The sequence below is a fragment of the Microtetraspora malaysiensis genome, from assembly GCF_050947145.1.
GTDB classification, from domain to species: domain Bacteria; phylum Actinomycetota; class Actinomycetes; order Streptosporangiales; family Streptosporangiaceae; genus Microtetraspora_A; species Microtetraspora_A malaysiensis.
Genome location: NZ_CP191998.1, coordinates 7573923 through 7600548 on the forward strand (window position 1 = coordinate 7573923; position 26626 = coordinate 7600548).

A 26626-nucleotide genomic window follows, 5' to 3' on the forward strand; every position below is an offset into this window, starting at 1 on the left:
CGCCCGGTTCCCTCCGCGGCTGTGCCGCATGACCGGGGGCCACTACCGAGGACCGGCCCTCTCACGCCGCGGATCGCGCGTGTGCTTGCGTGCGGACGCGGGGCACTGTCTGTCGGGTTGAGGAGACTATCCGGTCTCCTCTCCCTTTCGGCTATTAAGTTTGCGCGGTCCTAAGCCCGCTTCTGCGGCGACTCGCCGAACCGTAGGCCTATTTTGACCTGATATGTGAAAGGAGCGGCGTTGGATCGCCGCTCCTTTCACCCTATCGACGAAGGCCGAGCCGCTCGATCAGGGAGCGGTAGCGGGTGATGTCCTTGGCCTGCAGGTACTTCAGCAGGCGGCGCCGACGGCCGACCAGCAGGAGCAGCCCGCGACGGCTGTGGTGGTCGTGCTTGTGGGTCTTCAGGTGCTCCGTCAGGTCGCTGATCCGCTTGCTGAGCAGCGCGATCTGGACCTCGGGGGACCCGGTGTCACCCTCGCTGGCGCCGTACTCGGCGACAATGGCCTTCGTGGTGGCGGTGTCAAGCGACACTGCATCTCCTTTTCTGGGAGGCACGCGTAACGATGGTTCCAGCTCGCGAACGACCGTGCGTGCCAACAGTCGCCGTGCCAGCCCGGCCACGCGGCGGACATACACCCGCACCGATGGCCGACATGCAAGGCTACCATCGCGTTCCGCCACCCGGGACGGGCGGGGCGTGACCGGCCGCTCTTCAGCCGCTGGTCAGCCGCCTGGCCTCGGCCACGTCGGCGTGCATCTGCTCGATCAGCGCCTCGATCGAGTCGAACTTGAGATTGTCGCGGAGTCGCGTCGTGAAGTCGACCGCCACGTGCATGCCGTACAGATCGAGGTCGTCGCGGTCCAGCGCGTACGCCTCGACCGTCCGGGCGACGTTCTGGAACGTGGGGTTGGTGCCGACCGAGATCGCGGCGGGCCAGAGCTCCCCCTCGTATCGCGAGGGCGACTCGGTGCAGCGCAGGTAGCCGGCGTAGACGCCGTCGGCCGGGATCGCGGTGTGCTGCGGCGACTCGACGTTGGCGGTCGGGAAGCCGAGGGCCCTCCCCCGCTGGTGGCCACGCACGACCACGCCCTCGACCCGGTGCGGACGACCCAGCTCGGCCGCGGCGGCCTCGACGTCGCCCTCCGCCAGCCGCCCGCGGATGCGGGTGGACGAGATCGCCTCGCCCTCACTCACCAGGGGCACGCCTTCCACCACGAAGTCGTACTTCTCACCGAGCGTGCGTAGCGTTTCCAGATCGCCGGACGCCTTGTGGCCGAAGCGGAAGTTCTCCCCCACGACCACGCCGGCCGCGTGCAGCCGGTCGACGAGCGTGGTCTGCACGAACTCGTCCGGCGACATCCGGGAGAACTCCACCGTGAACGGCATCACACACACCGCGTCGACGCCCAGCGACATGAGCAGCTCGGCGCGGCGGCGCGTGTCGGTGAGCAGCGGCGGGTGGCTGCCGGGGCGGACCACCTCGTCGGGATGCGGGTCGAATGTGATGGCGACCGAGGGAAGTCCGAGCTTCGCGGCCATGTCCACCGCACGCGCCACCATCTGTTGGTGACCGCGATGTACCCCGTCGAACACGCCGATCGTGACGACGGATCTGCCCCAGTCCTCGGGCACGTCGTCCAGTCCGTGCCAGCCCTGCACCTCGACCTCGATTCCCTCACACGCGATCCGGCAGTAGACAAGACTGCCATGCCCGGACACCTGGCCGGGAACCAACCCCCGCCGATCCTCTTCTCACGGGACGAACACCGCGAGCGGCCGGGCCGTACGCCCCCGCTCCTCAACGAGCGCGAGCAGCGTGCCGTCTGGGGCGAAGACGCCGATGGGACCGGCGCCGAGCCCCGCGGCGGGCAGCCGGCCGCCGTGCGCGACCAGGCGCGCCTCCTCCTCGGTCACGTCCCTGCGTGGGAATGCCGCCGCCACCGCGTCCGCCATGGGGAGAATCACGCACTCCTCCACAAGCTGCTCGATCGTGCGCGCCGACTCGATCGTGTACGGCCCGACACGGGTACGGCGCAGCCGGGTGAGGTGCCCGCCGACGCCGAACCCGTTCCCGAGGTCGCGGGCCAGCGCGCGGATGTAGGTGCCGCTTGAGCAGGTGACGACCGCGTCCACGTCCACCACGTCGCCCTCGTGGCGGATCGCGGTCACCTCGAAGCCGTACACGGTGACGGGGCGGGCGGCCAGCTCGACCTCCTCGCCGGCGCGGGCCCGCTTGTACGCGCGCTCGCCGTTCACCTTGATCGCGCTCACCTGGGGCGGAACCTGGCTGATCTCGCCGGTCAGCGCCGCGACGCCCTTGCGGACGTCCTCGTCGGTCACGTGCCCGGCCGGCACGGTCGCCACGACCTCGCCCTCGGCGTCGTCGGTGTTGGTGCTCACGCCGAGCCGGATCGTGGCCTCGTACACCTTCTCGGTCAGCGCGAGGTGGCCGAGAAGGCGGGTCGCCTTCTCGACGCCGACCACCAGAACGCCGGTGGCCATCGGGTCGAGCGTCCCCGCGTGGCCGACCTTGCGGGTGCCGGCGACGCCGCGCATCTTGCCGACCACGTCGTGGGAGGTCCACTCCGCGGGCTTGTCCACGATGATGAGGCCGCTCGGGGGCGGGGTTCGCCTGGCCTTGGCCGTGCGCATGACGCTGGTCCTCCGCAGGGATGGTCGAGCAGGGATGGTCGAGAGAGGTGGATGGGACGCCCGGTCAGGACGAGAGCAGGGGGCGCAGGGCCGCCATGATGTCAGGCGGCGACTCGCGGGAGGAGAAACCCGCGGCGCGCGGATGACCGCCTCCGCCCAGGGTCGAGCAGGCCTGTCCCACGTCCACGGCCCCCTTGGACCGGGTGGAGACGTTCCACGTGCCCGTGTCGTCCTCCTTGAGCACCACCGCGACGTCCGCCTCCTCGACCCGGCGGACGACGTCGATCACGCCCTCCACCTCGTCGTACGGCAGGGCCGCCGCGGCGCGCTCCGCCCGCGTCACGTATGTCCAGACCAGGCCGTGCCCGCCGGCAGCGGCGGGTTCGAGCGTGACCCGGCCGATCGCGGCGCCGAGGACGGTGAGATAGCCGAAGGGCGCGCCGTCCCACAGCTCCCGCGCGATCTCGTCGGGACGCAGCCCGGTCGCGATCAGCCGGGCGGCCAGCGCGTGGACCTCCGGCGTGGTGGAGTACTTGAACGAGCCCGTGTCGGTCACCAGCGCCGTGTAGAGGCAGGTCGCGACGTCGATGTCCACGGCCAGTCCCAGGCGCCGGACAAGCTCCTCGACCAGGACGGACGTGGCGGCGACGGTGGAGTCGACCAGGTTCAGCGTGCCGAACCCGGTGTTCGACGCGTGGTGGTCGACCACGACCAGTTCCCCGGCCTGGCCCGCGTGCGGGGTGAGCAGGCCCAGCCGCTCCACGGTGGAGGCGTCGAAGGTCATCATCAGCGGCGGCCCGGCCGGATAGTCCGAGGGATCGACCAGCAGGTCCTGCCCCGGCAGGAAACGCAGCAGCCGCGGCACAGCGAAGCGGCGGTCGCCGAAGGACGCGACCACCTCCTTCCCCGCGCCGCGGAGGGCGAGGCCGAAGCCGAGCATGGAGCCGAGGGCGTCACCGTCCGGCGACACGTGGCAGGCCAGCGCGATCCGGTCCGCAGAGGCGATCAACTCGACCGCGCGCGCCCAGTCCCGCTCGTCGGGCGCCGGGATGCCGCCCGCAGACTCGACCCGACCGCCCGTGTCCCGTGTCACGTCCGGTGTCACCTTCCGCGCCGCGTCCGCTCAGATCGCCCGGTGGCCGGGGCGCTCGGACTCGTCGTCACTCTCGTCGTCGCCCGCCTCGCCGTCGTAGGCCTCCTCAAGGCGGTACGGGTCGGCCTCGCCGGCGTAGTTCGCGCCCTCGGCCCGCTTGGCGATCTCGGCGTCCTTGGCCCTGGCCACGGCGAACAGGTCGTCCATGTGCCGGGCGCTGTCAGGCAACGGGTCGTGCACGAACGTGAGCGTGGGGGTGTGCCGCAGGCCGGTCTGCCGGCCCACCTCGGAGCGGATGATCCCCTTGGCGCTCTCCAGGGCGGCGGCCGTGCCGGCCCGGTCCACCTCGGATCCGAAAACGGTGTAGAAGACCGTCGCGTCACCGAGGTCGGCGGTGATCCGGGCGTCGGTCACCGTCACGAAGCCGAGGCGCGGATCCTTGATCCGTCGCTCCAGCATCTCGGCGACCACCTGCTGAATGCGGTCGGCCAACTTCCTGGCGCGCGCTGCGTCCATGGCCGCGCTCCCCCTTCTCGGTTCTGGCACGGCCGCGCTCGGGGCACGGCCGTCTATTCTTCGTCGTCGTTGAAAAGCCGCTGTCGCGCGGACAGCAGCTCGATCTCGGGGCGGAAGGCGACGAGACGCTCGCAGGCGTCGAGTACCTCACCGCAGTTGGCCGCGGAGGCCGACACCACGGCCACACCGATCTCGGCACGGCGATGCAGGTCAAGATGGCCGGTCTCGGCCACGGCCACCCCGGGAAACCGCCGTTGCACCTCGGCGACGAGGGGGCGGATCACGGAACGCTTCTGCTTCAGCGACCGCACGTCGCCGAGCAGGATGTCCAACGTCAGAGCACCGATGTACATCGATTTCTCACCGCAGAACGACGGTCACGCCGCCGCCCCCGCACCAGGCGGGGGCGGCGGCGTCACACGTCACACGCGCGGCTTCTCCTGCATCTCGAACGTCTCGATGACGTCGTCGATCTTGATGTCGTTGTAGCCGACACCGATACCGCACTCGAAGCCCTCGCGGACCTCGGTCGCGTCGTCCTTGAAGCGACGCAGCGACGAGACGGTGAGATTGTCGGCCACCACGACACCGTCGCGGATGATCCGTGCCTTGCTGTTGCGGGTGATCGTGCCCGAGCGGACCAGAGCACCGGCGATGTTGCCGATCTTCGGCACCTTGAAGACCTCGCGGACCTCGGCGGTACCCGTCCTGACCTCTTCGAACTCCGGCTTGAGCATGCCCTTGAGGGCCGCCTCGATCTCCTCGATCGCCTGGTAGATGACCGAGTAGTACCGGATGTCGACGCCCTCGCGCTCGGCCAGGTCGCGCGCCCGGACCTCCGGACGCACGTTGAAGCCGATGATGACGGCGTTGTCGTCGGCCACCGCCAGGTTGACGTCGTACTCGGTGATCGCACCGACGGCGCGGTGCAGAACCCGGAGGTTGACCTCTTCGCCGACGTCGATCTTGAGCAGCGCGTCCTCGAGGGCTTCCACCGAACCGGAGACGTCACCCTTGATGATGAGCTTGAGCTCGTCGACCTGACCCTTCTCGAGGTCCTTGAACAGCTCCTCGAGAGTGCGCCGGCGGCCGGACTTCGCCATGTCGGCGATGCGCTGACGGGCCGCCCGCTGCTGGGCGATCTGCCGCGCCATCCGGTCGTCGGTGACGACGATGAAGTTGTCGCCCGCGCGCGGGACAGCGGTCAGACCGAGCACCAGGACCGGACGCGACGGGTCGGCCTCTTCGACCGTCTCGCCGTTGTCGTCCAGCATCGCCCGGACGCGGCCGAAGGCCTCGCCACAGACGATGGAGTCGCCCACCCGGAGCGTGCCGCGCTGCACCAGCACGGTCGCCACCGGACCGCGGCCCTTGTCGAGGTGCGCCTCGATGGCCAGGCCCTGGGCGTCCATGTCCGGGTTCGCCCGCAGGTCGAGCTCGGCGTCGGCGGTCAGCAGGATCGCCTCGAGCAGCTTGTCGATGCCGAGGCCCTGCTTGGCGGAGATGTCCACGAACAGCGTGGAGCCGCCGAACTCCTCGGCCACCAGGCCGTACTCGGTGAGCTGGGCCCGGACCTTGGTCGGGTCCGCACCCTCCTTGTCGACCTTGTTGACCGCGACCACGACCGGCACGTCCGCCGCCTGCGCGTGGTTCAGCGCCTCGATCGTCTGCGGCTTGACGCCGTCGTCTGCGGCGACGACGAGCACCGCGATGTCGGTGGCCTGGGCACCACGGGCACGCATGGCGGTGAACGCCTCGTGACCGGGGGTGTCGATGAAGGTGATCTTGCGGGTCTCACCCTCGTGCTCGGTGGCCACCTGGTACGCACCGATGTGCTGGGTGATGCCACCCGCCTCGCGCGCGACCACGTTGGTGTGCCGGATCGCGTCGAGGGTCTTCGTCTTACCGTGGTCGACGTGGCCCATGACGGTCACGACCGGCGGACGCGGCGCGAGGTCGGCCTCGTCGCCCTCGTCCTCACCGAACTCGATCTTGAAGGACTCGAGAAGCTCGCGGTCCTCCTCCTCCGGGCTGACGACCTGGATGATGTAGTCGAGCTCGGCGCCGAGAAGCTGCAGCGTCTCCTCGTTGACCGACTGGGTCGCGGTCACCATCTCGCCGAGGTGCAGCATGATCTGCACCAGCGACGCGGGGTTCGCGCCGATCCGGTCGGCGAAGTCGGACAGGGACGCGCCACGCGGCAGACGGATCGTCTGCCCGCCGCCACGCGGAGCCTGGACGCCGCCGATCGACGGAGCCGACATGTTGTCGAACTCCTGGCGCCTCTGCCGCTTCGACTTGCGACCACGGGTCGGACGTCCGCCGGGACGGCCGAAGGCGCCCGCCGTACCGCCACCGCGGCCGCGGCCGCCGCCACCGGGACGACCGACGAAACCGCCGCCGCCACCACCCGGGCCACCGCCCGTACCGGGACGACCGCCGGTGCCCGTACGGGCACCGCCGAAGCCGCCGCCACCGCCGGGACGACCGGCACCGCCACCCGGACGGCCACCGCCGCCACCGGGACGGCCACCGCCGCCACCGCCGGGACGACCGGCACCGCCACCCGGAGCGGCCGGGCGGCCCTGCGGCATCATCATCGGGTTCGGACGCGGACCACCGGGACGCGGACCACCGGCGCCAGGCCCCGGACGGGGACCGCCGGCACCAGGGCCAGGACGGGGACCGCCCGCTCCCGGACCGGGACGCGGACCACCGGCGCCGGGAGCACCCGGGCGCGCCGACGGCGGACGCGGCATCGCGCCGTCGCGGGCGCCGTCACGCCGCGGCTCGCGAGGACCACGGTCGCCGCGGTCGCCGCGCTCGCCACCATCGCGGGCGCCGGGACGCGGAGGCCGCTGACCCATGCCGCTCGCGGTGGACGAGAACGGGTTGTTGCCCGGACGCGGACCGCGCGGGCCCGGCTTGGGCCCACCCGGACGCGGAGCCTGGCCGGATGGCGTCGGCGCACCCGGAGCGGCCGGACGCGGCGCGGGACCCGGGCGCGGGCCCGGCCTCGGCGCGCCGCCACCCGGACGGGGGCCGGACGCGGCCGGACGCGGGGTCTCGGGCCGAGCGGCCTCGGGCCGCGGAACCTGCGGACGCACCTCGGGCCGCGCCGCCTCGGGCCGCGCCGCCTCGGGCCGCACCGCTTCGGGCGCGGGCTGCGTCGGATGGGGCATGGGCACCGGACGGGGCGCGGGCCGCGGGCCCGGCTTGGGGACCGGCCTGACGCCGGCGTCCGGAGACTGAGAAACAGGCGCCGGCGCGCCGGCGGCCTGGCCTTCGGCCGGCCTCGGCGCAGGCCGAGGCTGCGCCGGACGGGGAGACGGCTTGCCGCCCCTGGAGGAGTCGCCCTTACCGAACGCCTCCGTAAGCTTGCGGACGACCGGTGCCTCAATCGTTGAGGACGCCGATCGCACGAACTCGCCCATCTCGGTGAGCTTGGCCATCACGACCTTGCTCTCTACTCCGAACTCCTTGGCGAGCTCGTAAACCCGGACCTTCGCCACTGCACTCCCTACTCGGCCCGGGAGGCTGGCTGGCCGCCGGACCGTCGCTACCTAGACGTACTCATCGCCGCGTGCTCATCAGGCGCTCATAGCAATCTGACTCCGCCCATCAACTCGGCGTCCCTTACATGACAGTTCGTTCCGACCCCATGCCTACCGTGAGATCGGCAATTGGTAACCATTCACCCGGTCAGCGCCGGGCGTCAAGCCCCGCGAGGTAGTCACTCAGACGCGTCACATCGAGCGTCCTCCCGGTGCGGAAGGCACGAGAGAACGCCCGGCGACGCATCGCGAGCTCCAGACAGCTTGGCGCGGGATGCAGTGACGCACCTCGCCCAGGAAGCCGTCCTCGCACGTCGGGGACGATGACGTCCTCGACCACGACCAGGCGGAGCAGCTCGGACTTGACCGTGCGAACCCGGCAGCCCACGCAAGTTCTCAGCGGGGCCGCCTGGCCACCATGCTCCAGCTTACCTTGCCGACGCATCAGCGGGATCGGCCGGTGCCTCCTGGGTGTCCGGCCGGATGTCGATGCGCCATCCGGTGAGCCGGTTGGCGAGGCGGGCGTTCTGCCCCTCCTTGCCGATCGCCAGCGAGAGCTGGTAGTCGGGCACGATCACCCGGGCGACGCGCGCCTCCGCGTCAACCACCTCGACACGGGAAACACGCGCGGGCGACAGGGCATTCCCCACGAACTCCGCCGGGTCCTCCGACCAGTCGATGATGTCGATCTTCTCGCCGTGCAGCTCGGTCATCACGTTGCGCACACGCGAACCCATCGGGCCGATGCAGGCGCCCTTGGCGTTCACGCCGCCCTTGCGGGAGCGTACGGCGATCTTCGTGCGGTGGCCGGCCTCGCGGGCGATGGCGGCGATGTCCACCGTGCCGTCCGCGATCTCGGGCACCTCAAGGGCGAAGAGCTTCTTCACCAGGTTGGGGTGCGTCCGCGACAGCGTCACCGACGGCCCCTTCGGCCCCTTCTTCACCTGCACCACGTAGCAGCGGATCCGCTCGCCGTGGGTGTACTCCTCGCCGGGGACCTGCTCGTTGTGGGGCAGGATCGCCTCGATCTTCCCCAGGTCGACCAGGACGACCCGCGGATCCTTGCCCTGCTGGATGATCCCGGCGACGAGCTCACCCTCGCGGCTGGCGAACTCCCCGAAGTTGATCTCGTCCTCCGCGTCCCGCAGCTGCTGCAGGATCACCTGCTTGGCCGTGGTCGCGGCGATGCGGCTGAAGTTGCCGGGGGTGTCGTCGTACTCCCTCAGCACCTCACCGCCCTCGCCCAGCTCGACCGCCCAGATGGTCACGTGACCGGTGGCGCGGTCAAGCTCGGCCCTGGCCTTCTGCGCCGCGCCCTCGGTACGGAAGTAGGCGATCAGAAGCGCGTCCTCGATCGCCTTGACGACGAGGTCGAAGGAGATGTCCTTCTCCCGCTCCAGGCTGCGCAGGACGCTCATGTCAATGTCCACAAGGCTCCCCCTTAGCCCTCGTCCTCGATGTCGCCATCGAGATCTTCACCGTGGCCGTCGTCCGCCCGGTTGAACTCCACCTGGACCCGCCCCTTGGCCAGGTCCGCAAGATCGATACGGCGCGTGCCGTCCAGCTCCACGCCGGACTCGTCGACGCCGGTCACCCGTCCCTCGACGGAGGAGCCGTCTCGCAGGTCGGCCTTGACCAACCGGCCGTGGGCCCGCCGCCAGTGGCGCGGCTCGGTGAGCGGCCGGTCGACTCCCGGCGAGGTGACCTCCAGCACGTACGGGCTGCCGCCCAGCACGTCGGCCTCGTCAAGCTCCTTGGAGACGGCCTGGCTGACCTCCGCCACGTCGTCGAGGCTTATGCCGCCGTCGCGATCCACCACCACGCGGACCAGCCGCCGCTTGCCCGCCGGAGTGATCGTCACGTCCTCCAGATCGAGCCCCTCGGCGGCGACCACCGGGCCGAGCAGCTCCAAAAGGCGGCCGCGTCGAGCATCCTCGCCCATGCCGACCTCCCTGATTCAATTGGCGTACCTCGCCGAATGTGCCAACAGCCTATCGACACCACGGGGCGGAAAGAGCGCGACGCCTGGCCCCGACTACGGCGTCTCCCCCCGTACGATGCTGTCTCGTGGACGGAGGATCGACGCTGACGAGGCGCTCGTTGCTGGGTGTCGCGGTGGCCGGGGTGCTCGTCTCGGGCTGCTCGTCGTCCCCCGCCGTGAAACCCCGCGTGCCGGGGCCCCCTGATCCCGAGACGCTGCTGCTCAGGTCGCTGATCGCAGGCAAGGAGGAGACCGTCGCCCTGTACCACGGGGCCGCGCTCTCCCTGACGAAGCTGGCCGCCGAGCTGCGGCCGTTCGAGCAACGCCATCTGGCCCATCTGGCGGCGTTGCGCGGCATGCTCCCGCGGGGCGCGGGCACGTCCGCCCCCGCGTCCGCGGCTCCGTCCGGTGCGGCACCGTCCGGGTCGCCGTCACCGTCGGCGTCCGCCGTCTCGCTGACCGACCTGCGCCGCGCGGAACGGCGCGCGGCGACCGCGCGCCCCGGGCAGACGGAGGGGGCCTCCCCTGCCCTGTCCCAGCTCATCGCCAGCATCGGCGCCTGCGAGGCCGTGCACGTGATCGCCCTCGGGAGGCTGCGATGATCGACCCGCTCGAAAAGGCGCTCGCCGCCGAGCACGCCGCCGTGTACGCCTACGGAGTGATCGGCGGCAAGACCGACGGAGCGCTGCGCACGAAGGCGACGGCCGGGTTCGACGCCCACCGGGCGCGCCGCGACCGGCTGCGCATGCTGATCCTGCGACGGGGCGGCACACCGCCGGAGGCGGACCCCGCCTACCCGCTCCCGTTCGACGTGAAGGACAAGGACGACGCCGTACGGCTCGCGGTGCTGATCGAGGAGCGGGTCGTCGCCGCCTACCTGGAACTCGCCGGCGACGGGGACGCCTCGCTGCGCCGGCTCGCCGCCCAGGCGATGCAGGAGGGCGCCGCCCGCGCGTACGACTGGCGGCCCGCGGTGGCCGCGTTCCCCGGGATGCCGGCGGAGCGGACCACCGGGTCGCCGCCGGTCAAGACCGAGCCGACGCCGGTGCCCGCGGCCTCCCCATGAGTGCGCCCGGTCCGGCCGTGCCGGACCGGGCGATGCCTCGGGTACGTCAGGCCCGGCAGGCCGCGAACACTCGCTCCACGGCCTCGGCGAGCGGGATCTCCTCCTTGGCGCCGGTGGCGCGGTCGCGCAGCTCCACGACGCCCTGAGCCAGCCCCCGGCCCACGATCAACACGGTGGGCATGCCGAGCAGCTCGGAGTCCTTGAACTTCACGCCGGGCGAGACGCCGGGGCGGTCGTCCACCAGGACGCGCAGGCCGCGCGCTTCGAGCTCCTCGGCGATCTGGGTCGCCACCTCGATCTGGTTCTCCTTGCCGGTGCCGACGACGTGGACGTCGGCGGGCGCGATCTCGCGCGGCCACGCCACGCCGAGGGCGTCGTGCCGCTGCTCGACCAGCACGGCGACGGCGCGCGAGACGCCCACGCCGTACGAGCCCATGGTGACGCGGATCGGCTTGCCGTCGGGGCCGAGAGCGTCGAGCCCGGCGGCGTCGGCGTACTTGCGGCCGAGCTGGAAGATGTGGCCGATCTCGATGCCGCGGTCGATGGACAGCGGGTGCGCGCAGCGCGGGCAGGAGTCCCCGGCCCGGATCTCCGCCGCCTCGATGGTGCCGGCGGGCTGGAAGTCGCGGCCGGCGACAACGTGGGCGGCGTGCTTGCCGGGCTCGTTCGCACCGGTGATCCAGGCGGAGCCGTCGACGACGCGCGGATCGACGAGGTAGGTGAGGCCCAGCGAGGCGAGCACCTGCGGGCCGATGTAGCCGCGGACGAGCCCGGGGTGCCGGGCGAAGTCCTCGGCCTCGAAGATCTCGGGGACGCCGGGGGTGAGGGCCGCCTCCAGGCGCTTGAAGTCGACCTCGCGGTCGCCGGGCACGCCGACGACGACGACCTCGACCTTGTCGGATCCGGGGGTGCGGACCTTGACCACGATGTTCTTGAGGGTGTCCGCGGCGGTGATCCCGAGCCCGTGGTGCTCGTTGACGTACTCGACCAGCGACTCGATGGTCGGGGTGTCCGGCGTGTCGAGGACGCGGAGGGCGGGCTGCTCGGCCGTCACGGCGGGCGGCGCGGGCGTGGTGACCGCCTCGGCGTTCGCGGCGTATCCGCAGTTGTGGCAGGCGACGAAGGTGTCCTCACCGGTGGGGCAGGGCGCGAGGAACTCCTCGGAGGCCGAGCCGCCCATCGCGCCGGACATGGCGAAGCAGATGCGGTAGTCGATGCCGAGCCGGTCGAAGATGCGGATGTAGGCCTCGCGGTGCTGCTCATACGAGTGCTTGAGGCCGTCGTCGTCGAGGTCGAAGGAGTAGGAGTCCTTCATGACGAACTCGCGCCCGCGCAGGATGCCCGCCCTGGGCCGGGCCTCGTCGCGGTACTTCGTCTGAATCTGGTAGAGGGTGACCGGATAGTCCTTATAGGAGGAGTACTCGCCCTTCACCATGTCGGTGAACATCTCCTCGTGGGTGGGACCCAGGAGGTAGTCGGCGCCCTTGCGGTCCTTCAGGCGGAAGAGCGTGTCGCCGTACTCGGTCCAGCGGCCGGTCGCCTCGTAGTAGTCGCGGGGCAGCAGCGCGGGGAAGAGCACCTCCTGGCCGCCGATCCGGTTCATCTCCTCGCGCACCACGCGGGCGACGTTCTCCAGGACGATCTTGCCGAGCGGCAGCCAGGAATAGATGCCGGGCGCGACCCGCCGGACGTAGCCGGCGCGGACGAGCAGCTTGTGGCTCGGCACTTCCGCGTCCGCCGGATCCTCACGCAGGGTGCGCAGGAACAGGGTCGACATACGCAGCAGCACGGCTACTCCTCGCTCGGTGATGGGAGATCTCATAAGAGACGATGTGCTAAGGCTATCCACTCCCGGCCGCGAAGTGCCCGCCGTTATCCCCAGGCTCCGCCGTGAGCTCTACTGTCGATCTCCGTCCGAACCCGGAACGCGACTAGGGAGTGTCTGACAAATGCTGCCCGTAGCGAGCGCGGATCCAGGTGGATGCATCGCAAGGCGGAGGAGGAGGCCGTAGCGGAGCCTACGGCCGACGACGACAACGCAGCGAGGCGCCGGCTGGGCCGCGCGCAGCAGGGCTTGATTTGTCAGACACGACCTAGAACACGGCGGTCAGCGCGTAGACCACGACGAGCCCGAACGCGACCCCGGAGGCACGCAGCCGGGACGGCAGGGTGGGGCGCAGGCACAGTGCGGAGGCCAGGCCGAGCGCGAGCGCCGTGCCCCACTGCCACACCGGCAGCGCCACGCCGTTCAACAGGGCCAGGTAGCCGTCCACGTCGTCGGCCAGGAAGAGCACGGCGAGGCCGCCGGCGGCGACGTCGCCCCACCTGTCCCGCAGCCGGGTGAGGGAGGCGAGCACGCCGCTCAGGACCATGAGGAACAGCAGCCGGTTGAGGGAGTCGGCCACGCCGCCGTCGAGAGGGGACTGCCCACCGATGACGGCCGCGCAGACGATCCGCGAGATCAGCGCGCCGAACGCGGTGAGGGTGCAGTTGACCAGCGCCCAGCCGAACCCGAGCGACAGGCGGCCGGAAAGGATCACGACGGCGACCACGAGGTAGGGGTCCGCGGCGGCCGAGGCCTGCGCGGGGGCGAACCTGACGCAGACGGCGGCGAGCACCCCGGCGACCACGCCCATGGCGAGTCCGAGCAGCATGTCGCGCTGGATGCGGTTCTCCCACCGCTCCAGATCCGCGAAGTCACCCGGCAGGTCGCCTACAACCCGACGCCGGAGCTTGTCCAAGGCCACAGCCACTCGATCCCCCGAAATCCTACGAAAGTGGCAATAGCGAGTATATATATGCCTCAAAATAGGACAAAATACCCCACGGGAAGGCAATGGGCGGCAAGCAAACGCTTGTTATCCTGCCCGCGTGACCTCTTCTGATGAACTGCGCGAGCTGCGAGCCGCCGTACGATCCTTCCTCGACGCCCACCCCGGCGCGGCGGACCAGAACACGTGGCGCCGCTTCGCCGGAGAGCTCGGGGTCGCCGGGCTGGCCGTCCCCGAGGAGTACGGCGGCGCCGGCTGCGGACTCGCCGAGGCGGCCGTCGTCTGCGAGGAGATCGGCCGGGCGCTGTCGCCGCTCCCCTATCTCTCCACCGCCGTCCTGGCCGTCGCCGCGATCATCGAGTCGGGAGACGACGAGGCCAAGGAGCGCCTGCTGCCCGGCATCGCCGACGGGACCGTGACCGCCACCGTCGTCTTCCCCGGCGAGGCGGAACTGTCCGTGGAGGGCGGACTCCTGAGCGGCGTCGCGCCGTACGCGCTGGACGGCGCGGTGGTGCTCGCCTACGTCGGCGACGCCCTGGTCGAGGCGGCGCCCTCCGCGCGCCGGCCGCTCGTCACCATGGATCAGACCCGGCCACTGGCCGAGCTGACCTTCGACGGCGTCCCGGCCCGGCGGATCGGGGACGCGGCCGCCCACGACCGGGTGCGCGACATGGGCGTCGCGGCGCTCGCGGCCGAGCAGGTCGGCGGCGCGGCCCGCTGCCTGGAGTCGGCCGTGGAGTACGCCAAGCAGCGGCACCAGTTCGGCCGCCCGATCGGCTCGTTCCAGGCGATCAAGCACAAGCTGGCCGACGTGCTGCTCCAGGTGGAGTCGGCCCGCTCGGCGGCCTACCAGGCCTGCGCGGCTCCAGCCGGCGAACTGGCCGTCTACGCCGCGATCGCGGGGTCGTACTGCACCGAGGCCTATCTCTCGGCGGCCGGCGAGAGCATCCAGATCCACGGCGGCATCGGCGTCACCTGGGAGCACGACGCGCACCGCTACTTCAAGCGCGCGACCTCCGACGCCCAGCTCTTCGGGCCGCCGCAGGCGCACCGGGCACGGCTGGCCCGGTCCATCCTCTGATCACGCTTTGACGGCGCTCGATCGCGTTCTGATCGGTGGGAGCCGGACGGGGCGGCTCGGGCGGTCAGCCGCCGAGCAGTTCCTCCCAGTGCCTGCGGGACTCGCCGCGCCCCGCGGGCTCCCCGTCGGCGGCGCTGATCGACGCGGCCATCCGCCACAGGCCCGGCGTGGTGCGCAGGCGTTCCAGCCCGAGCGGATCGACCGCGCGCAGCAGGAGGCCGACGCCCATGACGTCGATGTTCGCCTCCGTGCGCGTGGCCGGGCCGGACGACGCGGCCAGGCCCGCGTCCGGTCCCGCCGCGCGGAGCCGCTCGACGACCAGGTCGGCCACCTCCGAGGCGTACGGGCCGTCGCCCCACTCGATGTGCCAGCTCTCGTCCGCCGCCTGCCACCAGGTCAGGTCGCGGCAGGCGTCACGCATCTCCGCGTCTCCGGACAAAGCGGCGAGCACCCGGCCAAGCGCCTCGTAGCGCCGCGCTTCCGGCAGCGACCCGTCCTCCGGACGCGCGCCGGGCAGCCTCCTACGGAATCCCCTCATGTCTGGGAGCGTGCCATCCGACCGCTGGTGCGTCCCGGGGTTTCTCCGCCTTTTGCCCACGAGGATCAACTTTGATCGTCACAGCAACCCCACGCAACCCTCATTCGCGACATTTCCCCGTACTACACAGCGGTGCCGTACAGCGGGGCGAGTCGGGGAAAGACATCCTCCGCCGGTGGCGCGGCCCACCTGGCCCGTCGGGGCCCTCGTGGTAAAGAATCACGTAAAGGACGCCTGCCCTGGAGGCCATGGTGACGTTGCGCGTGGCGATCGTGGGATCGGGACCGGCCGGGATCTACACCGCCGAGGCCCTGTCCAAGCAGTCCGGCGAGCCTATCGAGATCGACGTGCTCGAGCGGCTGCCCACCCCCTATGGACTCGTCCGGTACGGCGTGGCCCCCGACCACACGTCCATCAAGTCGATCGCGGGCTACCTGCGACGGGTCCTCGAATCGCCCGGCATCCGCTTCCTCGGCGGCCTCGAGCTGGGCGCGGAAGTCTCCGCCGACGACCTGCTGGCCTGCTACGACGCGGTCGTCTACTGCACGGGGGCGATGGTGGACCGGCACCTCGGCATCCCGGGCGAGGATCTGCCCGGCAGCGTGGCGGCCACCGACTTCGTCAACTGGTACTGCGGCCACCCGGACGTCCCCGCCGACGCGTTCACGCTCGACGCCGAGGAGATCGCGGTGATAGGCGTCGGCAACGTCGCCGTGGACGTCGTCCGCATCCTCGCCAAGACCGCCGACGAGTTGCGCGGCACCGACGTGCCCGAGGAGGTACTCGACCGGCTCGCCGCCTCCCGCGTCCGCAGGATCCACATGATCGGCCGCCGGGGGCCCGAGCACGCCAAGTTCACCCTGAAGGAACTGCGCGAGCTGGGCGAGGTGACCAACGCCGACGTCCGCACTCTCCCGAGCGAGGTCGAGGTCGCCGACGTCGAGGGGCTCTCCCGGCAGATCAGGGGGAACGTCGAGGTGCTGCGGTCCTGGTCGACGCGGGTCCCGGCGGGCCGGCCGCGCGCGCTGGACGTGCGCTTCTGGCTACGCCCGGTCGAGATCCTCGGCGCCGCCCGGGTCGAGGGCCTCCGGCTGGAGCGCACACGGCTGGTGGAGGGCCGGGTCACCGGCACCGGCGAGTACGAGACCATCCCGGCGGACATGGTGCTGCGGTCGGTGGGCTACCGGAGCGTGGCGCTGCCCGGCGTGCCGTTCGACACCGGGACCATGATCGTGCCCAACGTCGCGGGCAAGGTGACGGGGACCGACCGCCAGTACGTCGCCGGATGGCTCAAGCGGGGCCCGACCGGCGTGATCGGCACCAACAAGTCCGACGCCGCCGAGACCGCGCGCACCCTGCTCGCGGAAGCCGTCCCCGGCACCGCGGACGCCAAGCTGGACGACCTGCTGAGCGCGCGCGGGATCACGCCGGTGACATACGACGACTGGCTCGCGATCGAGACGGCCGAGGCCGAGCTGGCCCGCACGCTGGGCCGCGGCGAGCGGGTCAAACTGGTCGGCCGCCCCGCCATGCTGGCCGCCTGCGGCCGCGTTCCCCGGGACACGGCGGGCGCCTCCTCCTGACCTCGCCCCGATTTGCGAGGATCGAACGATGAAGACGACCCTGCCCGAACCGGCCGGCCTCATCGGGGGCTTCGAGGAGACCTACCGCGAGCAGGCGGCGCGGTTCTCGGGGGTGGACCAGGCCTGGCAGCCGGTGCACACGGTGTACGTCCCCGCCGACCGGGTCTCCGCGACCACCGTGGACGAATGGGGACGCGCGGCCACCGATCTGCTCCACGAGCATCTCTTCTCCCCCGGGGAGCTGCCGCCGCTGTGCGGGCTCGACCCCGATCTGGCCGCGCCGGTACACGAGCGGGTCCGCAGGAAGCTGCGGATCGAGCCGGTGGAGGACCTGCGGATCGACTTCGAGGACGGGTACGGCCGGCGCCCCGACGCCGAGGAGGACCGGCACGTCGAAAGCGCCGCCGAGGCCGTGGCGGCGATGGCGCGGGCGGGCACGCTGCCGCGCCGGTGGGGCCCGCGGGTGAAGTCGTTCGCCGACGGCGACCCCGTACGCAGTGTCAGGACGCTCGACGGCTTCGTCACGGAGGTGCTCAGGCGGGTGGGCGAGCTGCCGCCAGGGTTCACGGTCACGTTCCCGAAAGTGCTGATGGAGGGCTATCTCCGGCAGTTCGCGCGCTGCCTGGAGGCGCTGGAGGGCGCGGCGGGCCTGCCAGAGTGCGTCCTGCGGTTCGAGATCCAGGTCGAGGCCCCGCAGACCGTGGCCTTCCTGCTGCGCTCTCCCGACCTGGTGCCGTCCCTCGGCGGACGGCTGGCCGCCGCGCATTTCGGGGTGTTCGACTACACCGCGGCCTGCGGGCTGCCGCCGCACGAGCAACGGCTGGACCATCCCGTGTGCGACCACGCCAGGGAGATCATGCGGATCGCGTTCGCGGGGACCGGGGTGGAGCTGGCCGACGGCTCGCTGGCCGCCTTCCCCGCGTCGAACTCGGCGAAGGACGTCCACGCCCTGTGGGCCCGGCACGCCCAGTTGGTGGCGCACTCACTGTCGAACGGTTTCTACCAGGGCTGGGACATGCACCCGTCGCATCTCGTCAGCCGCTACGCGACCGTGTACGCGTTCCATCTCGCGCACTACGAGGAGTACAGCGCGCGGGTGGAGGCCTGGGAGCAGCGGCGTGAGGCGGGCGGCGGCGTCATGGACGAGCCCGCCACGATCAAGACCATGGCGGCGGCCCTGGCACGCGCCGACCACGCTCTGCTGGATCGTCCCACCTCGGGCGAGACAGGCTTGGGGCTCCCCTTGAGGCGATGACCTTCGGGCCGTCGCTGGGGGATCGCCCCTTCGATCAAACGCTGTCCAGGATGTGGCGCCAGGCACGTACGCGGGAGGGATCCACAGGGTGCGCCCACGACTCGCGCGCCGGACTGCCGACGTGGAAGGCGCGCACGCCCCACCGGCGCAGCGCGGGGACGTGCTCCTCCTTGAGCCCGCCTCCGGCCAAGATGATCTCGCCGTCCCCGGCGTCGGTGCGCTCGCGCAGCACCGGGAGCCCCTCACCGACCCCCTTCGGGGAGCCGGACGAGAGGACGGTGGCCAGGTTCGGCAACAGCCGTACGGCACGCCAGGCGGCCCGGACGTCGACGGCGTGGTCGACGGCGCGGTGGAAGGTCCACGGGAGCGGCGCCACCGCGTGGATGAGCGCCTCGGTCGCCTCCAGGTCGACCGTGCCCTCCTCGGTGAGGAATCCGAAGACGAAGCCGCCCGCGCCCGCCTTGGCCAGCTCGCGGGCCTCCTCGCGAAGGCGGTCGAGCTCCTCGGCGGTGGCCGTGAAGCCCGCGTTGCCGCGGAGCATCACCATCTGGGGCAGCGAGCACACCTCGGCGATGGCCGCGACCACGTCCGCCGAGGGGGTGAGCCCGCCGGAGGCCATGTCGGACACGACCTCCAGCCGGTCGGCTCCACCCTCCTCTGCGGCGACGGCGTCACGCACGTCCAGCGCGATCACTTCCAGCAGCGGTGCGGTCATGTACCGAACAGTAGCCGGTCCGTTTGACACGCTGTACGGCATGCGCCCCGTTCAGCATGAGATCGCTACCTTGTGCGAGCGGATGTCACGGTGGCTCCCGCCGGACGCTCGAAGAGCGCGCCCGACGCGCGGTGGGCCAGGTCCACGGTCCGGACGTGCCGGAACCCCAGTTCGGCGTAGTAGCGCTGCAGCCGGAGGTTGTCCTTGGAACAGTCCAGCCGCAGCCAGCGCCTCCCGTCGGCCGCCGCGCGCAGCCCGGCCCAGTCGAGGAGCGCCTCGCCCAGTCCCTTTCCGGCGTACGCGCGGCTCACCGCGAGTTTGTGGACGTAGCGCGCGGTGTCGGGACGGTCGTCGCGCCCCCAGAACTCGGGGTCGGCGTGGCCGTCGAGCGCGACGGTCGCGGCCGCGCCCCTGCCGTCGTCGAGGACGTACATCGTGCCGGTCTCGATGAGCGGTTCGATCCGGGAGGCGGGGAAGCCGTCGGCCGGCCACTGCCGTACGCCCTGGGAGGCGAGCCATCGCGCGGCGTCGGCGAGCAGGGACAGCACGGAGGGCAGGTCGTCGGGGACGGCCCCGCGGAGGGTGAACTTGCCGGGGAGGAGGATGTGGGACGGCATGGTCGATTCCTTTCTGTGGTGCGATAAACACGGAAAGTCACCAATGGAGGGTGTGCGCCTCCGCGCCGCCTCTGCGGGCGTCTAGGGGGAGCGGCCTTCCAGCGGCGTTCGCCCGCCGGATGGCGGCCTTCTCCAGCTCATGGAGGGGGCAGGCCGTGACTGATGCGACGGCGAGCGGGCCCCGCGGTCGCCCGCGGGGAGGAACATGGGGGAACGCCCCGTCAGGCGACGGGGGATCCGTGGCGCGTCATCGGGCTTCCAGCTCGTATCTGATGAGGTGCTTGTCGGCGGGAAGCACCGACACCGCGACGCGTACGGGAACGTCCTCGGGGTCGTATCCGACCCGGACGTAGATGACGACGGGGGTGCCCGGCTCGATCTGGAGCCGGGACGCCTCGTCGGGGGTGGGCATCCGGGCGGAGATGTCGTCGACGACGCGAACCTGGGGGTGCCCGAGCTCTTCGAGCACCCGGTTGCCGCCCCGCCTGATGTCGCCGGGCCGGGCGATCTCCGAGTCGGCGACGATGACGTACGGGAAGTAGGAGTCGTTCGTGTTGTACGGCTGGCCGTCCACGTAGCGGAGGCGGCGGCGCACGACGGCGAGGGCCTGGTCGGCGAGGGCGAGCCGGGTGGCCACGTCCTCCGGCGGCTCGACGATGGCCACCTCGATGTCCTGCCCGGCCTCACGGCCCTCGGAGGTGACGGCGTGCACGAACGCGTCGCTGCGGGGCTCGCCCGCGCCCAGGGACAGCAGCTCGTGCTGCGGACGGATGAGGAGCGGGCGGCGCTCGCGGACGAAGGTGCCGCGGCGGCGCATCCTGAGGATCAGGCCTTCATTCTCAAGCTCGCCGAGCGCCAGCCGCACGGTGTTCCGGCTGACCCGGTGGGCCTCCATGAGCTCGGCCTCGGTGGGGATCTGGTCGCCTGGCCCGAGCGCCCCCGCGTAGATGGCCTTCCGTAGCTCGGCGGCCACCTGCTGGTAGAGCGACGATCGTGCCATTTTCCCTCAATCTACCCTTTTGTTCCAACAAATTTAGACGATCTCCGTCTTTGTGCAAACAACCACTTGACCTGAGCGGGCGGACCGCGCATCATCCAAACGTTGGTACAAATCCATCGAATGGGAGCGGGGGCGCCGCGAGGGGCTTCCCACACCTACCAGAGCAACGGAAGCGGGATGTCGGTGCCGTCGGTATTTACCGAACTGGCCGCCTGGCACGCGTACGGGGCCTTCGCCGGGAATGTCGGTGAAGTCGTCGCGACGCGCCGGGTGGACGACGCCGGCGCCGCACTGCTGACCATGCGCCATCGAACGGGATCGGCCGGTCCCGGCGAGGACGACCGGCCGCCGCGGGACTCCGCGCGATGAACGACGGCCACGACCTCAACCCTCGCCGAGGTCGTGACCGTCCCGCCCGGAGCGTGACGTGTCCTGGCGGGCTCCCCACGCCCGCCAGGACGCGTCACGTCACTTCGCCCCCCGCCCACGGGCGCGCATCCGGGCCGAAACCAGCCGCCCCTTCCTCTGCTGACCGGCGGCCCACGACACCCCATAAGGGACACCGGGAATGACACCGGCCGGAATCGGCTTGAAATTCAGCGGAGGCCCGGCCGCGTACGAGCGCTCGCCGACGGGCGCGCCACCCCGACTGAGCCTCGGGCCACCTCCACGTCCGAACGGCACGGTCCCCTCAGGGCCGGGCCACGTCCGTACGTCCAGGTCAGAGCGGGTCGCCGCGATGTCCGCGGGGATCGCTGTCGCGTCGAACCAAGCGCTTGCTAAGGTGAGCGCAGGGCAGGGCGGGGCCGAGGGAGGAAACGCCAGGATGAGCACCGACGCGGTCCGGCCGCTCACGCCGGACCCCGCACGTCCCTCCTCGCGCGGCCCCGGTCACCGCCATCCCGCCGGCGAGCACGCCCCGTCCTCGGCCGCCGGGCACCGCCCCCGGCCGGACGCCCGCCTCAGGCAGCACGCCTTCCCCTCCGACAGCAAGCACTTCCGAAACGTCCTCGGCCGGTTCGCCACCGGAGTCGTCGCCGTCACCGCGATCGACGAGGCGACCGGCGAGCCATGCGGCCTCGCGGCCAACTCCTTCACCTCGGTCAGCCTGGACCCGCCGCTGGTGGCGTTCTGCGTGGCCCACACCAGCACGAGCTGGCCCCGGGTGAAGGCGGCCGGGCGGCTGTGCGTGAACGTGCTCGCCGAAACCCAGCGGCACGTCTGCGACCGGCTCGCGGCCAAGGGCGGGGACAAGTTCGCCAGCCTGTCCTGGTCCCTCTCACCCGCGGGCGGCCCCGTCTTCGACGGCACGCTCGCCTGGCTCGACTGCACGATCGAGACCGAGCTCCCGGCCGGGGATCACGTCATCGTGGTGGCCCGCGTCCACGGCCTCGACAAGCACGAGGACGGCGATCCGCTCGTCTTCTTCCGCGGAGATTACGGACGGTTCCACGCATGACATCAGACGGCTTCCGACACGAGGTCCGGGAGTGGCTGGAGGCCAGCCTGACCGGTGAGTTCGCCGACGCGCGGGGCCTCGGCGGGCCGGGCCGCGAGCACGAGGGCCACGAGCTGCGGGTCGCCTGGGAGCGCCACCTCGGCGCGGCCGGATGGACCTGCCTCGGCTGGCCCGGCGAGTACGGCGGACGCGACGCGTCGCTCGACGATCAGGTCGTGTTCTACGAGGAGTACGCGCGGGCGAACGCCCCGGCGCGGGTCGGCCACATCGGCGAGGGCCTGATCGGCCCGACCATCCTCGACTTCGGCACGCCCGAGCAGAAGAAGCGGTTCCTCCCGCCCATCCAGCGGGGCGAGGAGCTGTGGTGCCAGGGCTACTCCGAGCCGGACGCCGGTTCCGACCTCGCGAACGTGCAGACGAAGGCCGTGCTCGACGGCGACGAGTGGGTCGTCACCGGGCAGAAGGTGTGGACCTCCCTCGCCCACGTCGCCGACTGGTGCTTCGTCGTGTGCCGTACCGAGCCGGGCTCACAGCGGCACAAGGGCCTGTCGTACCTGCTGGTCCCGATGGACCAGCCGGGGGTCGAGATCCGGCCGATCACGCAGATGACCGGCACCGGCGAGTTCAACGAGGTCTTCTTCGACGGCGCCCGTACGGCGGCCGCGAACATCCTGGGCGAGCCCGGCGACGGGTGGCGGGTGGCGATGGCCACGCTCGGGTACGAGCGCGGCGCGTCCACGCTCGGCCAGCAGATCGGCTTCCGCCGGGAGCTGGCCGCGGTGATCGAGGCCGCGCGCGGGTCCGGCGCGGTGGACGACCCGGTGCTGCGCGACCGGCTCACCCAGTCCTGGCTGGAGCTGGAGATCATGCGCCTGAACGCCCTGCGCACGATGACCTCACTCAGCTCGGGTGAACCGGGCCCCGAGGTGTCGATCGCGAAGCTCTACTGGTCGGAGTGGCACCGCAGGCTGGGCGAGCTGGCACAGGCCGTCCAGGGACGGGCCGGGCTGGTCGCCGACGGCGAGCCGTACAACCTGAACGATCTGCAGCGGCTGTACCTCTTCAGCCGGGCCGACACCATCTACGCCGGGTCGAGCGAGATCCAGCGCAACATCATCGCCGAACGCACGCTCGGCCTGCCCCGCGGCTAGAGGTTCGGATCTTCAGTGGGCCTTCTGGTCCAGCACCTCGGCGATCCGCTTCTTGATGGCGGGGCCGTGGGGCATCATCCTGACGGGTCTATTCGGCGAACGCCGCGGCCGGGTCGCCCGCGCCGGGCTAGCCGCGGAGCATCTCGGCCAGGGCTCGGGCGAACAGGCCGGGGGCGTCCAGCTCGTAGCGGAGGAAGAGGTACGGCTCGGTGAGTTCGAGCTCGATCAGCACGGGCTCGCCGTTCGGCATCCGCACGAGGTCGACGCGCGCGTAGAGCAGCGGCTCGGACACCTTGCTCAGCACCAGCTCGGCGACCTCGAACTGGTCGGCGTCCGGGTCGCGCAGCGTCGCCCTGTTGTTCAGGTCGAGCTCCTGGCCGTCCCCGGCCAGCATCGGGTGTCGTCGTACGGCGTGGCTGAACTCGCCCCCGAAGTAGAGCAGCGACAGCTCGCCCTCGTGCTCGACGCTGTCCAGGTAGGGCTGCACCATGACGGTCCGCCCCTCGGCGGCGAGCCGGGCGGCGTGCGCCTCGGCCACGGCCCGGTCGGCGGTCCGGATGGTGTCCCGCGCGCCCGCCGAGATCGCCGGCTTGACGACGTATTCGTCCCACTCGGGGATGCCCTCGTGGCTCCAATGGGTGGGGACGGTCGGCACGCCGAGGTCGCGCAGGTAGGTCTTGTCGGTGTTCCGTTCGAGCACCGGCGCGGGGTTCAGCAGCCGGGTCAGCCCGCCGACCCGGTATGCCCAGGCGACGAACTCGTCCCTCCGCTCGATGTAGTCCCACGCGGAGCGGACCACCGCGGCGTCGAAGGAGGCCCAGTCCGCTTCCGGATCGTCCCATCGCACCGGCGTGCCCTGGATGCCCTCCCCCAGCCACGCGGCGAGCGCGGTCTCCCGCTCGTCGTCGTGCCCCAGCGGGTCGGCGAAGGTGACGTAGGCGACCTTCATCGCGCTCCTATCCTGTCGCGTCAGTACCGAAGAAATCGTACGGACATGTCACGGGGGACGCGACACGCGGGGGACGTCAGGCGAAGCCGTACACGGGCACGGGGACGGGGGCGTGCGCGAGCAGCCCGGCCACGGCGGCACCCACGTCCGCGCGGTCCCACTTGTCCCCGCCCGCGCTGGGGCCCTGCCGCCAGCCGGTCGCCAGGGAGATCGCGCCTTCCCCCACCTCGAACACCCGGCCGGTGACGTGCCGCGACCCGGCCGACCCGAGCCAGGCGGTCAGGGCCGCCGCGTCGTTCTCGCCCGCCTCGGCGGTGCCGGCGACCCGGTCGCGGCCCGCGCCCGGCGCGACGGCGTTGACGGTGACGCCGTACGGTCCCAGCTCGGCGGCGGCCACGTGGGTGAGCGCGGCTATGCCGGCGGTGGCGGCCACGTAGTTGCCCTGGCCCGCGCTGCCGTACAGGCCCGCGCCGGACGAGGTGGTGATCACACGGGCGTCCGCGGGGTGCCCGGCCGCGGCCCGTTCCCGCCAGTGCTCGGAGGCGTGCCGCATCGGCAGGAAGCAGCCCTTGAGGTGGGACCGGATCACGTCGTCCCAGTCGCCCTCGGTCATGGCCACCAGCGCGCGGTCGCGGGTGAAACCGGCGGCGCAGACCAGCACGTCCAAACCCCCGAACGCGCTCAGCGCGGTCTTGACCAGGCGTTCCGCCCCGTCCCAATCCGTGACGTCGTCGCAGCTCGCCACGGCCTGGCCGCCCCTGGCGCGGATCTCCTCGGCCACCTCGCGGGCGGGGCCGCCGTCCCCGGCGGCGCCGTACGGACTCGTGCCGGGATCGTTGACGACGACCTTCGCACCCTGACGCGCCAACTCCAGGGCTTGCGCGCGCCCGATGCCGCGTCCGGCCCCCGTCACGACGACGACCCGGCCCTCGCAGATCCCCATTTATCGACCCTTTCGCACCGTAATCCCGACAGTGTTCTGGAGCGCGGATGATCTGTCCAGGGTCGGAAGACCTCTGTCTGAGAAACGGCATGACGCGGGGAAAGGGCGCTGGTCAGGTGCGGCGTGCGCACCTGGACGAAGATCAGACGCGGCCGGTCAGCACCTCGGCGGCGGCCTGACCGCAGACGCGTGCCACCCCGTGGGTGGCGATGTGCACCGCCCCCAGGTCCGTACGGCCCGGCAGCCCCATCTCGACCACCACGCCGTCCGGGCGGGCGGCGAGCAGGTGGGTCAGCGTGTCCATCTGCCAGGGGTGGCGGTGGGCGTCCCGCACGACGACGACCAGCGGCCGCCCGGCCGCCTTCTCGAGCGCCTCGGGGGGCACCCCGTCGGCCACGTCCTCCTCGCGGAGCCGGATGGCGGTGGTACCCGGCAGGATCCGCCCGAGCGGCTCCGCGGTGCCCCACGGCATGTGCCGGTCGATGGCGAGGTTGGTCTCAGGGGCCAGCTCGACCACGTGCGGCGCCCCCGTGAGCGGCAGCACGTCAGCCACCCCGGCGCGCCGGGTGATCCGGATGGCGCGGCGCGCCGCCACCAGCCCGACCTCCGCCGGGGCTCCCGCGCCGTTCCCGCCGGAGGCGTGGCCGTTCGCTCCGCTCCCGGCGGCCGTGGCCGAGGCGTGCCAGGCCGCCAGCTGCCGGACCCGCCCGGCGGCGTCGGCGAGCCGTTCCTCGGGCAGCCGTCCCTCGACGACCGCGGTCACGATGGCGCGGCGGATGTGCTCCAGCGTCTCCTCGTCGGAGTTCTCCCCGCCCACGCACACGGCGTCCGCGCCCGCCGCAACGGCCATGGCGCTCGCGCCGCCCAGCCCGTACGCGCCGGACACGGCGGCCATCTCGATCCCGTCGGTGACGATCAGGCCGTCGAAGCCGAGCTCGTTCCTGAGCAGGCCGGTCAGGATGCGGGGGCTGAGGGTGGCGGGCAGCCCGTCGTCGTAGGCGGTGACGAGCAGGTGCCCGGTCATGATCGAGCGGACGCCCTGCTCGATCGCGACCCGGAACGGCCACAGCTCCACTTCCGCGAGCTCCTCCGGAGAGACGGTAACGCGGGGAACGCCGTGGTGGGAGTCGACCGCGGTGTCCCCGTGCCCCGGGAAGTGCTTGGCGCAGGCCGCGACGCCGGCGGACTGGAGACCGCGGATCCAGGCGGCCGTGTGGCGGGCGACCAGCTCGGGGTCCGCCCCGAACGCCCGCAGCCCGATGACCGGGTTGTCGGGGTTGGAGTTGACGTCCGCCGCGGGCGCGAAGTCGAGGTTCACGCCCGCGGCGGCGAGATCGCGCCCCACGTCGCGGGCGACCTGCTCGGTCAGCTCCTCGTCGTCGACCACTCCCAGCGCGTAGTTACCGGGACGGGAGCTGCCGGTGCGCGCCTCCAGACGGGTGACCTCGCCCGCCTCCTCGTCGATGCCGACGAGGACCCGCGGGTTCTCCGCGCGCAGCGCCGCGGTCAGGTCGGCGAGCTGGCCGGGGCTCTCGACGTTGCGCGAGAACAGCACGACCCCAGCCAGGCCGTCGGCCAGCCGCCGGCGCAGCCAGTCGGGCGGCGCGGTCCCGGGGAAGCCGGGCAGGATGACAGTGTCGGCGAGGCGCAGCAGATCACGCATGCCCGCAATCTAATAAGAAAGTTTCCTATTCGCTAGC

Annotated in this window: 27 protein-coding genes; 8 read left to right on the forward strand and 19 right to left on the reverse strand. The window is 71.7% G+C overall.

Features of this window, described 5'->3' with window-relative positions:
* Positions 1-262: 262 nt before the first annotated feature.
* The 10 genes from rpsO to rimP all read right to left on the reverse strand — a co-directional run bounded on the left by rpsO (position 263) and on the right by rimP (position 9759).
* A complete protein-coding gene (rpsO, locus tag ACQP1V_RS35405) occupies positions 263-532 on the reverse strand; it encodes a 30S ribosomal protein S15 (protein ID WP_030450882.1) in 270 nt (89 codons plus the stop codon).
* 181 nt (positions 533-713) lie between these two features.
* Positions 714-1661 carry a bifunctional riboflavin kinase/FAD synthetase gene (locus ACQP1V_RS35410; RefSeq protein WP_387417454.1) on the reverse strand — a complete coding sequence of 316 codons (948 nt, stop codon included), beginning with the start codon at positions 1659-1661 and terminating at the stop codon, positions 714-716.
* Positions 1662-1754: 93 nt separating this feature from the next.
* Positions 1755-2654 carry a tRNA pseudouridine(55) synthase TruB gene (truB, locus tag ACQP1V_RS35415; protein WP_387417447.1) on the reverse strand — a complete coding sequence of 300 codons (900 nt, stop codon included), beginning with the start codon at positions 2652-2654 and terminating at the stop codon, positions 1755-1757.
* Between the two features lie 64 nt (positions 2655-2718).
* Positions 2719-3747 (reverse strand): DHH family phosphoesterase, encoded by a 1029-nt coding sequence (locus tag ACQP1V_RS35420; protein ID WP_433414780.1) that lies wholly within the window; start codon positions 3745-3747, stop codon positions 2719-2721.
* Positions 3748-3777: 30 nt separating this feature from the next.
* A complete protein-coding gene (gene rbfA, locus ACQP1V_RS35425; RefSeq protein ID WP_067132871.1) occupies positions 3778-4263 on the reverse strand; it encodes a 30S ribosome-binding factor RbfA in 486 nt (161 codons plus the stop codon).
* Between the two features lie 53 nt (positions 4264-4316).
* On the reverse strand, positions 4317-4616 hold the full coding sequence (locus ACQP1V_RS35430; protein WP_067132874.1) for a DUF503 domain-containing protein: 300 nt from the start codon (positions 4614-4616) through the stop codon (positions 4317-4319).
* 69 nt (positions 4617-4685) lie between these two features.
* Entirely contained in the window at positions 4686-7775 is a 3090-nt protein-coding gene (infB, locus tag ACQP1V_RS35435; protein WP_433414782.1) for a translation initiation factor IF-2, read from the reverse strand.
* A gap of 190 nt (positions 7776-7965) precedes the next feature.
* Positions 7966-8262 carry a YlxR family protein gene (locus tag ACQP1V_RS35440; protein ID WP_067132880.1) on the reverse strand — a complete coding sequence of 99 codons (297 nt, stop codon included), beginning with the start codon at positions 8260-8262 and terminating at the stop codon, positions 7966-7968.
* Positions 8246-9247, reverse strand: a complete 1002-nt coding sequence (nusA, locus tag ACQP1V_RS35445) for a transcription termination factor NusA (RefSeq protein WP_084258884.1) — start codon at positions 9245-9247, stop codon at positions 8246-8248. Before nusA ends, ACQP1V_RS35440 begins: the two co-directional genes overlap by 17 nt.
* Positions 9248-9258: 11 nt before the next feature.
* Entirely contained in the window at positions 9259-9759 is a 501-nt protein-coding gene (gene rimP, locus ACQP1V_RS35450) for a ribosome maturation factor RimP (RefSeq protein ID WP_067132886.1), read from the reverse strand.
* Between the two features lie 125 nt (positions 9760-9884).
* On the opposite strand from rimP, the gene ACQP1V_RS35455 reads away from it, so the two are divergent.
* Positions 9885-10400 carry a hypothetical protein gene (locus tag ACQP1V_RS35455; protein WP_433414784.1) on the forward strand — a complete coding sequence of 172 codons (516 nt, stop codon included), beginning with the start codon at positions 9885-9887 and terminating at the stop codon, positions 10398-10400.
* Positions 10397-10864, forward strand: coding sequence for a ferritin-like domain-containing protein (locus ACQP1V_RS35460; protein WP_433414786.1), 468 nt, complete (start codon positions 10397-10399; stop codon positions 10862-10864). Before ACQP1V_RS35455 ends, ACQP1V_RS35460 begins: the two co-directional genes overlap by 4 nt.
* A 46-nt stretch (positions 10865-10910) precedes the next feature.
* On the opposite strand, the gene ACQP1V_RS35465 is transcribed toward ACQP1V_RS35460, so the two are convergent.
* Both ACQP1V_RS35465 and ACQP1V_RS35470 read right to left on the reverse strand, forming a co-directional pair.
* Positions 10911-12653: a proline--tRNA ligase gene (locus tag ACQP1V_RS35465; RefSeq protein WP_433414788.1), complete on the reverse strand. Its 1743-nt coding sequence runs from the start codon at positions 12651-12653 to the stop codon at positions 10911-10913.
* A 304-nt stretch (positions 12654-12957) separates the two neighbouring features.
* Positions 12958-13617: a hypothetical protein gene (locus ACQP1V_RS35470; protein ID WP_433414790.1), complete on the reverse strand. Its 660-nt coding sequence runs from the start codon at positions 13615-13617 to the stop codon at positions 12958-12960.
* Between the two features lie 118 nt (positions 13618-13735).
* On the opposite strand from ACQP1V_RS35470, the gene ACQP1V_RS35475 reads away from it, so the two are divergent.
* The gene (locus tag ACQP1V_RS35475) at positions 13736-14716 is read left to right on the forward strand and encodes an acyl-CoA dehydrogenase family protein (RefSeq protein WP_433414791.1); all 981 of its coding nucleotides are present in this window, start codon (positions 13736-13738) and stop codon (positions 14714-14716) included.
* A 64-nt stretch (positions 14717-14780) separates the two neighbouring features.
* On the opposite strand, the gene ACQP1V_RS35480 is transcribed toward ACQP1V_RS35475, so the two are convergent.
* Entirely contained in the window at positions 14781-15254 is a 474-nt protein-coding gene (locus ACQP1V_RS35480; protein ID WP_433414793.1) for a hypothetical protein, read from the reverse strand.
* A gap of 248 nt (positions 15255-15502) precedes the next feature.
* Here ACQP1V_RS35480 and ACQP1V_RS35485 point away from each other — a divergent pair, with 248 nt between their 5' ends.
* Both ACQP1V_RS35485 and ACQP1V_RS35490 read left to right on the forward strand, forming a co-directional pair.
* Positions 15503-16837, forward strand: a complete 1335-nt coding sequence (locus ACQP1V_RS35485; RefSeq protein ID WP_433414795.1) for an FAD-dependent oxidoreductase — start codon at positions 15503-15505, stop codon at positions 16835-16837.
* Between the two features lie 28 nt (positions 16838-16865).
* Positions 16866-18092: a DUF6986 family protein gene (locus tag ACQP1V_RS35490; protein WP_433414797.1), complete on the forward strand. Its 1227-nt coding sequence runs from the start codon at positions 16866-16868 to the stop codon at positions 18090-18092.
* A 34-nt stretch (positions 18093-18126) separates the two neighbouring features.
* Here the strand turns inward: ACQP1V_RS35490 and ACQP1V_RS35495 are convergent, their stop codons facing one another.
* From ACQP1V_RS35495 to ACQP1V_RS35505, 3 genes are all read right to left on the reverse strand, one after another.
* A complete protein-coding gene (locus tag ACQP1V_RS35495) occupies positions 18127-18807 on the reverse strand; it encodes a copper homeostasis protein CutC (RefSeq protein ID WP_433414799.1) in 681 nt (226 codons plus the stop codon).
* 65 nt (positions 18808-18872) lie between these two features.
* A complete protein-coding gene (locus tag ACQP1V_RS35500) occupies positions 18873-19424 on the reverse strand; it encodes a GNAT family N-acetyltransferase (protein ID WP_387417433.1) in 552 nt (183 codons plus the stop codon).
* A gap of 247 nt (positions 19425-19671) precedes the next feature.
* Positions 19672-20424: a GntR family transcriptional regulator gene (locus tag ACQP1V_RS35505; protein ID WP_433414801.1), complete on the reverse strand. Its 753-nt coding sequence runs from the start codon at positions 20422-20424 to the stop codon at positions 19672-19674.
* A gap of 177 nt (positions 20425-20601) precedes the next feature.
* Here ACQP1V_RS35505 and ACQP1V_RS35510 point away from each other — a divergent pair, with 177 nt between their 5' ends.
* The 3 genes from ACQP1V_RS35510 (at position 20602) to ACQP1V_RS35520 (ending at position 23034) form a co-directional block, all read left to right on the forward strand.
* Positions 20602-20793, forward strand: coding sequence for a hypothetical protein (locus ACQP1V_RS35510; protein ID WP_433414803.1), 192 nt, complete (start codon positions 20602-20604; stop codon positions 20791-20793).
* A 457-nt stretch (positions 20794-21250) separates the two neighbouring features.
* Positions 21251-21883, forward strand: coding sequence for a flavin reductase family protein (locus ACQP1V_RS35515; RefSeq protein WP_433414805.1), 633 nt, complete (start codon positions 21251-21253; stop codon positions 21881-21883).
* On the forward strand, positions 21880-23034 hold the full coding sequence (locus ACQP1V_RS35520; RefSeq protein ID WP_433414807.1) for an acyl-CoA dehydrogenase family protein: 1155 nt from the start codon (positions 21880-21882) through the stop codon (positions 23032-23034). Before ACQP1V_RS35515 ends, ACQP1V_RS35520 begins: the two co-directional genes overlap by 4 nt.
* 127 nt (positions 23035-23161) lie before the next feature.
* Here the strand turns inward: ACQP1V_RS35520 and ACQP1V_RS35525 are convergent, their stop codons facing one another.
* The 3 genes from ACQP1V_RS35525 to ACQP1V_RS35535 form a co-directional block, all read right to left on the reverse strand.
* Positions 23162-23983 (reverse strand): ATP-grasp domain-containing protein, encoded by an 822-nt coding sequence (locus ACQP1V_RS35525; RefSeq protein ID WP_433414809.1) that lies wholly within the window; start codon positions 23981-23983, stop codon positions 23162-23164.
* A 76-nt stretch (positions 23984-24059) separates the two neighbouring features.
* Positions 24060-24926, reverse strand: a complete 867-nt coding sequence (locus ACQP1V_RS35530; protein WP_433414811.1) for an SDR family NAD(P)-dependent oxidoreductase — start codon at positions 24924-24926, stop codon at positions 24060-24062.
* Positions 24927-25068: 142 nt separating this feature from the next.
* On the reverse strand, positions 25069-26589 hold the full coding sequence (locus ACQP1V_RS35535) for a glycoside hydrolase family 3 protein (protein ID WP_433414813.1): 1521 nt from the start codon (positions 26587-26589) through the stop codon (positions 25069-25071).
* Between the last annotated feature and the right edge of the window lie 37 nt (positions 26590-26626).